The organism is Methylobacterium sp. UNCCL125 (assembly GCF_900116795.1).
GTDB classification, from domain to species: Bacteria; Pseudomonadota; Alphaproteobacteria; order Rhizobiales; family Beijerinckiaceae; genus Methylobacterium; species Methylobacterium fujisawaense.
Map to the genome: position 1 here is coordinate 48,030 of NZ_FPBW01000035.1, position 9,477 is coordinate 57,506.

2 protein-coding genes and 1 pseudogene are annotated in these 9,477 nt (G+C 70.9%); 2 read left to right on the plus strand and 1 reads right to left on the minus strand.

The window, feature by feature from the left end:
* Positions 1 to 124 precede the first annotated feature (124 nt).
* Together BM396_RS27145 and BM396_RS27150 are read left to right on the plus strand one after the other, a co-directional pair.
* The gene (locus tag BM396_RS27145) at positions 125 to 7,567 is read left to right on the plus strand and encodes a type I polyketide synthase (protein ID WP_170867511.1); all 7,443 of its coding nucleotides are present in this window, start codon (positions 125 to 127) and stop codon (positions 7,565 to 7,567) included.
* Positions 7,564 to 8,931 (plus strand): aminotransferase class I/II-fold pyridoxal phosphate-dependent enzyme, encoded by a 1,368-nt coding sequence (locus BM396_RS27150; protein WP_043351049.1) that lies wholly within the window; start codon positions 7,564 to 7,566, stop codon positions 8,929 to 8,931. The genes BM396_RS27145 and BM396_RS27150 overlap by 4 nt, the downstream gene beginning before the upstream one ends.
* A gap of 189 nt (positions 8,932 to 9,120) precedes the next feature.
* Here the strand turns inward: BM396_RS27150 and BM396_RS27155 are convergent.
* Positions 9,121 to 9,477 (minus strand): annotated as a pseudogene (locus tag BM396_RS27155) (sugar transporter); the annotation flags it as partial.

The following is a 9,477-nucleotide window of genomic DNA, read 5'->3' on the forward strand; positions in this document are numbered from 1 at the left end:
GCAGAGGGATGACCTCGCGTTGGGGCTGGTTGGACACCGCAATGGTGCCACAGTAAGGGGTGAGAGGGTACTCACTCGTCGAGAGCCGAGCCGACTTCCGATAACGAGCGTGTGCGAACCGAACGTGACACAACGTACAGACATTGCGATCGTCGGACGCGCATGCCGACTGCCCGGAGCCCCCAGCGTCGACGGGCTGTGGTCACTCCTGTCCGAGGGGCGCTGCGCCGTCAGCAAGGTGCCGGCCGACCGGTTCTCCCTGGAGCGGTTCGCGCATCCCCGCGCCCATGAGCGCGGCAAGAGCTACACCTGGGCCGCCGGTGTCATCGACGACGTGTGGTCGTTCGACCCTGCGGTATTCGGGATCTCGCCCCGCGAGGCGGAGCAGATGGATCCGCAGCAGCGGATGCTGCTGGAACTGACCTGGGAGGCTCTGGAGGATGCGGGCCTGCGCCCGTCCAGCGTGGCCGGCAGCAATATCGGCGTGTTCGTCGGCGCCTCGTCGCTCGATTACGGCAACCTGCGCATCCTCGACGCGCCGTCGGGCGACGCCTATGCGGCCACCGGCAACACGCTCTCGATCATCTCGAACCGCATCTCCTACATCTTCGACCTGAAGGGCCCGAGCTTCACGGTCGACACGGCCTGCTCGTCCTCCCTCGTCGCCTTCGACAACGCCGTCCAGGCGATCCGGTCGGGCCGCGTCGACACCGCCGTCGTCGCGGGCGTCAACGTGCTGGCGAGCCCGTTCAACTTCATCTGCTTCTCCACCGCGCAGATGCTCTCGCGCACCGGCCTGTGCCAGGCGTTCTCGAAGAACGCCGACGGCTACGTGCGCTCGGAGGGCGGCGTGGTGTTCGTGCTGCAATCAGCCGAGGCCGCGCGGCGCAACGGCGCCACGGTCCGCGCCGTGGTGGCGGCCTCGGGCATCAATTCCGACGGGCGCACCACCGGCATCTCGCTGCCCTCGGGCTACGCCCAGGGCGCCCTCTTGGAGAAGGTCTACCGCGAGGCCGAGATCGGTCTCGACGACCTCGCCTTCATGGAGGCGCACGGCACCGGCACGCCGGTGGGCGATCCGATCGAGGCCTCGGCCATCGGCTCGAAGCTCGGCCGCGGCCGGCAGGCGCCGCTGCCGATCGGCTCGATCAAGACCAATATCGGCCACACCGAGCCTGTCTCGGGCCTTGCCGGCCTGATGAAGGCGACGCTGGCGCTGGAGCACGACCTCGTGCCGCCGTCGCTGCATGCGGCTGAGCTGAATCCCGAGATCCCCTTCGACGACCTCAACCTGCACGTGGTGCGGAAGGCCCTGCCGATCACCCGCGGCGCGCGCGAGCGTTTCGCGGGCGTGAACTCCTTCGGGTTCGGCGGCACCAACGCCCATGTCGTCATCACCGACGCCCCGGCCTGGTCCAGGGCCGCCGAGTCGGCCCCGGCGCCGGAAGCCCAGGTGCTGCTGCTCTCGGCCCAGAGCCGGGCCGCACTGAACGAGTTGGCCCTCGATTACGCCGAGCGCCTGGAGGCCGAGCCCGCCCAGGTTCCGACCATCGCGGCCGCCGTCGCCCACCGCCGCGAGCGCATGTCGGCCCGCCTCGCCATCGCCCTCGACGGCAAGGCCGACGTGGTTGCCGCCCTGCGCGCCGTCGGCGAGGGCGAGGACACGCAGGACGCCTTCACCGGCACCGCCGTCGACCGCGTCGCCGAGGTGGCCTTCGTCTATTCGGGCAACGGCAGCCAGTGGGCCGGCATGGGCCGCGAGGCCTACGAGGAGAACCCCGCCTTCCGCGCCGCCTTCGACCGGATCGACACCCTGTTCCAGGGCTACTCCGACTGGTCGCTCAAGGACGCCCTCTACGCCGACGACCTGGACGAGCGCCTCGTGCTCACCAGCGTCTCGCAGCCGCTGATCTTCGCCATCGAGAGCGCCTCCACGGCCGCCCTCAAGGCCAAGGGTCTGATCCCGTCCTATGTCCTCGGCCACAGCGTGGGCGAGATCGCGGCCGCCGAGGCCGCCGGCATCCTGAGCCTGGAGGACGCGGTCCGGGTCATCTACTACCGCAGCCACCATCAGGAGACGACGCACGGCCAGGGCACCATGGCGGTGCTGCTGATGCCGTCCGAGGAGGTCGAGGCCTTCCTCAAGGACTACCCGTCCCTCGACATCGCCGCCTACAACAGCCCGAAGGCCGTCACGGTCGCCGGGCCGGTGGCCGATATCGACGCCGCCCTCAAGGCGCTGTCGCGCAAGCGCCGCCGCGGCCGCAAGCTCGACCTCGCCTACGCCTTCCATGGCCGGCTGATGGACCCGACGGAGAAGCCGCTCCTGCGCGATCTCGCCGGGCTGAAGGCCAAGGCCGGCACCACCGCGATGGTCTCCACCGTCACCGGCAGCGTGCTGGACGGCAGCCATTTCGGCGCCGGCTACTGGTGGCGCAACATCCGCGAGCCGGTGCGCTTCTGTGAAGCCGTGCAGGACGCGACCCGCCGCGGCGCCCGCGTCTTCGTCGAAGTCGGCCCGCGCGCGACCCTCATGTCCCATGTCGGCGACGCGGTCGAGCCGCTGGGCATCGAGACCGCCACGGTCGGCGTGATGCACCGCAAGGCCTCCGGTGGCGATCCGATCGCCAAGGCGGTCAGCGCCGCGCTGGTCCAGGGCGCGCAGGTCGACGAGACCCTGCTGTTCGGCGACGCGCCCAAGGGCGATGTCCGCCTGCCGACCTATCCGTGGCAGCGCCGGCCGTTCCGTCTCGCCGACACCACCGAAGGCGTCGGCGCGATGAGCCCCCGCCCCTACCATCCGCTGATCGGGTCGCGCACGACCTTCGACGGACTGGAATGGAACGGTTTCGTCGATCCGGTCACCGTGCCGGAGCTGGAGGACCACAAGGTCGACGGCCAGGTGATCATGCCCGGCGCCGGCTTCGTCGAGATGGCGCTGGCCTGCGTTCGCGAGGCCCTGCGCGACGACGAGGTCGTGCTGGCTGATTTCGAGATCGTGGCGCCGATGGTGTTCGCCGAGGAGGCCCTGCGCGAGGTCGCGGTGCGCCTCTCGGGCTCCGGCAACGGCATCCAGGTGCTGAGCCGTCCGCGCCTGACGCAGACGCCCTGGCAGCTCCACGCCCAGGCGAAGATCGTCGAGGGCACCTTCTCGTCGCCGAAGGCCCCCGACCTGAACGGCTTCAGCTTCGAGACCGCCGGCGAGCACGTGCTCACCGGCGACGCGCTCTACGCCAAGGCCCTCGCCTCGGGTCTGGCCTTCGGCCCGAGCTTCCAGCAGGTGGCGATGAGCGCCCGGCTGGACGACGCCACCATAGTGTCCGACCTGCTGCCGGCCGAGCCCGACAGCCGCTACGCCCTGGTGCCGAACCGGCTCGATGCCTGTTTTCACGGGTTGATCCTGCTCTTCGCCGATCTCCTCGGCGAGAATGGCGGCAAGGCCTACATCCCGGTCCGCTTCGGAGAGGTGCGCCTGCTGCGCCCCGGCGCGGTGATCACCCGTTCGATCATCCGGACGCGCCGCTGCAACGAGCGTTCGATCCTGGCGGATTTCACCCTCCTCGATGCCGAGGGGGCGGTGGTCGCCACGATCCGCGAGGGCCGATTCCAGGCCCTGCGGGCCAAGAGCGGCGGTGACCTCGCGGCCTTCGCGATCTCGCAGGTGCCGGAACTCGCCACCGAGCCGACCGCGATCCCCATGGAACGCCGTCCGAGCGTGGCCGCGCGGCTGCGCCCGCTGGCCGCCGAGGCGAAGGGGCCGGCCGACGCCGCCCTGTCTCCGGGGCACCTCCTGCTGGAAGGCTGGGCGACCTCGCTCGCCTACCGCCTCGCCTCCGGTCTGGCCCAGGGTGCGACCGTCTCTGTCACCGACAGCCGCGTGCCCGAGGCCTTGCGCCCCTGGCTGCTGAACGCCCTCTACGCCCTTGAAAGCAGCGGCCTCGCCGAGCGTGCGGGCCAGAACTGGACGCTGGGCGACGGCTCCGCGTTGCCGGCGCCCGACGAGATCATGCGCTGGATCGCCGGTGACCATCCGGATCTCTCGGCCGAACTGGTGCTGATCGCCGATGTCGGCGCCCTGGTCGACCGGCTGCTCGCCGGGAAGCTGAGTGACGCGCCCGCCCTGCCGCAGGGGGCGATCGACGCCTTCGTGCTGCGCTCGGCCACCGCGCGCCACGGCGCCGACGTGGTCGCCAGCCTGATCGAGCGGAGCCGAGCCCAGCTCCCGAAGGAGCGGGCGCTGCGAGTCCTCCAGGTCGGCTTCGGCCCGCTCTCGGCGCAAACCGCGACCTTCGCGGCCGCCGCCGAGGCCCGGCTCACCGTCTTCGAGACCGATCGCCGGCTCGCCGAGCGCGCCCGCCTGTCCCTGGGACGCGCCGCCGCCGTGGTCGAGACCGCCGAGGAGCTCGCTCCCGGCAGCTTCGACCTGATCCTGGCAGCCGGCAGCCTCCACCGGGGCGACCGGTCCCTTCCGGGCCAGCTCGCCGGAGCGCTCGCCACCGGCGGCCTGCTGGTGGCGGTCGAGCCGGGAGCGTCCCTGTTCCGTGACCTCGTGTTCGGTCTCACGACCGGCTGGTTCGAGGAGGCCGTGGGCGGCATGCCCGTGGGCCGGCTCGAGGACATCGAGGGCTGGCAGCGCACGCTGAGCGCCCACGGCCTCGTCAAGGTCGAGGTCGAGCGGGCGGCCTCCGCCAACGGCGACGACCTCCTGCTGACGGCCGAGGCGCCGGTGCGTCCGGGCCCGGCTCCGGCACAGAGCTTCGCCTTCATCATCGGCTCCGACGACGAGTTCGCGGCCGAGACCGCCTCCTCCCTGGCGACGCTGCTGGTCGCGGGCGGCGTGCATGTCTCGATCATCCTCGACTCCGAGACCTCCCTGATGGAGCTGGAGAAGGAGACCCCCGACACGGTGGTGTTCCTGGCCGGCGCCTTCACCCGCGGCGGCGAGGCGGCCGAGCGGCTGCGCGACCGCTGCCTCAGCCTGAAGCGCTGCACGGAGCATCTCGGCGCCCGCCAGACCCGGCTGTGGGTCGTGGCGCCGGGGGCCACCCGCGACCGCGGCGGCCAGACCACCAACATCGAGGCCGGCGTGTGGGCCTTCTCCCGCACCCTCGCCAACGAGGCCCCGAACCTCGACGTCCGCCGCATCGACCTCTCCCCCGAGATGTCGTCGAAGCGCGCCTCGGAGCGCCTGCGCGACCTGATCCTCTCCGGCACGCCGGAGACCGAGATCGTGCTGGACGACGAGCGGACCCAGGTCGTGCGCTTCCATGCCGGCCGGCCGCAGCACCGGGATCCGGCCGATACCGTCCCGGCCGAGGCCGCGCGGCTCGAGCGCAGCAACACCGGCGGCCTCAGCGAGATGGTCTGGGGTCCGGCCGAGCGCCGCGCCCCCGGCAAGGGCGAGATGGAGATCGCGGTCGAGGCCACCGGCCTCAACTTCCGCGACGTGCTCTGGGCGCTCTCGATGCTCCCCGAGGAGATCCTTGAGGACGGCTTCGCCGGCCCGCGCCTCGGCCTCGAATGCGCCGGCCGCGTCACGGCCGTCGGCCCGGGCGTGAAGGGCTTCAAGGTCGGCGATCCGGTCGTCGCCTTCGCCCAGTCGGGCTTCGCCACGCATATCGTGGTGCCCGACCTCGTCGTCGCGCCGATGCCGCAGGGCCTCGACCCGATGGCGGCCGCCACCGTGCCGGTGGCCTTCCTCACCGCCTATTACGGCCTCGTTTCCTGCGCCCGGATGCGGCGCGGCGAGTGGGTGCTGGTCCATGGCGGCGCGGGTGGCGTCGGCCTCGCGGCCCTGCAGATCGCCAAGCTGAAGGGTGCGCGGGTCATCGCCACCGCCGGCTCCCGCGAGAAGCGGGCCCTCGTGAAGGCGCTGGGCGCCGAGCACGTGCTCGATTCCCGCTCGCTCGCCTTCGTGGACGAGGTCCGGGCGATCACCGGCGACGGCGTCGACATCGTGCTGAACAGCCTGTTCGGCGAGGCGATGGAGCGTTCGCTCAACGCGCTGCGGCCCTTCGGCCGCTTCGTCGAGCTGGGCAAGCGCGACTACGTCGCCAACACCCATATCGGCCTGCGCCCGTTCCGGCGGAACCTCAGCTACTTCGGCGTCGACCTCGATCAGGTGATCCAGCACCAGGGCGACGACGGCGCGCGGATGTTCCGCGAGGTGATGGCCCTGTTCAACGACGGCGGCCTGAAGCCCCTGCCCTACCAGCCCTTCACGGCGGCCGAGACCTCGGACGCGTTCCGGCTGATGCAGCAGTCGGGTCACATCGGGAAGATCGTGATCAGCCCGCCCAAGGCCGGCACGATCATGAAGGACACGGCGAAGCCGTTCACGGTCTCGGAGACGGGCGTCCACCTGCTGACCGGCGGCCTCGGCGGCTTCGGCCTCGAGGCGGCGCGGTGGCTGATCGACCGGGGTGCCAAGCATCTCGTGCTGGCCGGCCGCAAGGGGGCGGCCACCGATGAGGCCAAGGCGATCGTGGCCGAGCTGTCGGCCCAGGGTGTGACCGTCGAGGCGAAGGCCGTCGACATCACCAGCCGCGCCTCGGTGGACCGTCTGCTCGCCGAGATCGAGCAGAAGGGCAAGAAGCTCGCGGGCGTGCTCCACGCCGCGGCGGTGCTCCAGGACGGCCTGATCTCCAACATCGACGCGGCTGCGCTCGACGCGGTGATCGGCCCGAAGGTGATCGGCGCCCAGCACCTGGACGCCGCGACCCGCGACCGGAGCCTCGACTATTTCGTCCTGTTCTCCTCGGCGACGACCTTCATCGGCAATCCCGGTCAGGGCTCCTACGTGGCCGCCAACGGCTTCATGGAGGGCTTGGCGCGCCAGCGCCGCCGCCGCGGTCTGCCCGCCCTGGCGGTGGCCTGGGGGGCCATCGGCGATGTCGGCATGCTCGCCCGCAACAGGGCGGTCATGGAAGGACTGGCCGGTCGCGTCGGCGTCACGCCGATGGAGGCCCGCCGCTGCCTCGACCTGATGGCCGAGGCGCTGGAATGCCAGGGGACGTCCCCCGACGAGGCGGTGATCGCCATCGCGGCGATGCATTGGGGCAAGGCGCGCGAGCGGCTCGCCACCATGCGCTCGCCGAGCTACGCGGAACTCGGGTCGGACCAGCAGGTCGAGGCCGGCGGCGTCCAGGCGATCAACATCGGGGCGCTCCTCAAGGGGGGCGACCTCGACGCGGTCCGCAAGACCGTGTCGGATGCGATCGTCGAGGACATCGCCCGGATCCTGCGCCTGCCGAAGGACGACATCAGCCGCGTCCGCCAGCTCTCGGAGATCGGCCTCGACTCGCTGATGGGCGTCGAACTCGGCGCCAGCCTGCAGGAGCGCTTCGCCCTCGACGCGCCGCCCGCGGGCCTGTCCTCGGGCATGACCGTCACCGAACTGTCGGAGTCCTTAATTCAGGCGGTTTCCGCGCCCATGGATGAGACCGCCGGCGTCGCGATGAGCCTCGTGGCGAAGCATGTCGGCGGTGAGGTCGATGCGCAGATGATCGCGCCTCTCAAGGAACTCATCGAGCAGACGTCCAGCGGGATCAAAGAGACCAACTCATGACCGACACGGCACGGCCGGACGGCGGGCGGGCGGCGCTCGCCGGCTTCGTGACCAACCGGCTCGGGCGCGCCACGCCGCGCCCGGCCCCCGTCAAAGCGGCCTCGCCGGCCGGGAAGTCGGCGGCGCAGAACTTCGAGAACCTGCCGGGCTACCGGGAGCTGAAGCTTCAGCGGCAGGCGGCGGAGCTGATCGGCCTGGGCAACCCGTTCTTCCGCGTCCACGACGCCAAGGCCGGAGCAACCACCCGGATCGACCAGAAGGCCTTCACCAACTTCTCGTCGTATGACTATCTCGGCCTGAACGGACATCCGCGGGTGAGCAACGCCGCCCGCGAGGCGATCGATGCCTACGGCACCTCCTCGTCGGCGAGCCGTGTCGTGGCGGGGGAGCGGCCGGGCCATATCAGCCTCGAACAGGCTTTGGCCAAGCACTATCAGTCCGAGGGCTGCGTCGTGATGGTGAGCGGGCACGCCACCAACGTCACGACGATCGGCGCCCTGCTGGAATCCGGCGACGTCATCTTCCACGACGCCCTCTCCCACAACAGCATCGTCACGGGCGCGCAACTCTCGGGGGCGCAGCGGCGCTCCTTCGCGCATAACGACCTCGATGCCCTGGAGACCCTGCTCCAGTCGACCCGCCACGAGCATCGCCGGGCGCTGATCGTGGTCGAGGGCCTCTACAGCATGGACGGCGATGCGCCGGACCTCGCCGGGCTCGTGGCCCTCAAGAAGCGCTACGACGCGTGGCTGATGGTCGACGAGGCCCATGGTCTCGGCGTCACCGGCCGCACCGGCGCGGGCCTGTTCGAACATTGCGGTGTCGACCCGAAGGAGGTCGACATCTGGATGGGCACGCTGTCGAAGACCCTGTCCACCTGCGGCGGCTACATCTGCGGGCCGATTGCCCTGATCGAGTACCTCAAGCACACGGCGGGCGGATTCGTGTACAGCGTCGGCATGTCGCCGCCGCTTGCCGCCGCTGCCGAGGTGGCCCTCGCGGTGATGCATGCCGAGCCGGAGCGGGTCGAGCGCCTGCGCCAGAACGGCACCCTGTTCCTGGCGACCGCCAAGAAGCTGGGCCTCGATACCGGCTTCAGCCTGGGCCTCGCGGTCGTGCCGATCATCGTCGGTGACTCGCTGAAAGCCGTCACCCTGTCGGACCGGCTGTTCCGCCGGGGCATCAACGTCCAGCCGATCATCCACCCGGCGGTGCCGGAGCGGGCCTCGCGCCTGCGTTTCTTCCTGACCTCCGAGCACACCCCCGACCAGATCCGCGACACCGTGAACGCGGTGGCCGAGGAACTGGCGGCCATCGACAAGGGCGGCTCGCTGATCGAGCAGCTGCTGGCCAAGCGGGTCTGAGCCCGTCCGGGGCCGTGGGCCCCGGATCCATGACGAGCGTTATGACGGGAAACGGGGCGCGGATGTCATCCGCGCCCCGTTTCGCTTTGAATCCAGGGTGTCCGCAGGCTCGATAAGGAAGGGCCTGGATCCGGGATCGCGCGCACAGGCGGCGCCGCGATCCCGATCGTCCCGTATGCGGGCCGCTCCCTACTTGGCGTAGGAGTAGGCCAAGGCGGCGGAGGAGACCGGTCCGGTGACGCCGCTGAAGGCGGTGAGCACCTTCTGGACCTCGGTGAACGGCGCGTTCGACACGTAGATCAGATCGCGGTTGCGCATGCGGAACGCCTGGGAGACGAACAGGCTGTTGGGATCGCGCATGTCGATCCGGTAGACCACCGGCACCAGCGGCGTGCCGAGCAGCCGCGAGCTGGGGCTGAGGCGCCGCACGACGCTGGCCGGCTCGAACCGGAAGATGAACGTCCCGGCCGGGTCGGCGGCGAAGTCCGACAGGCCGCGCGCCTTGGCCAGCGCCTGGGCCAGGGTGATGCCGTCGGCCTGGAACGG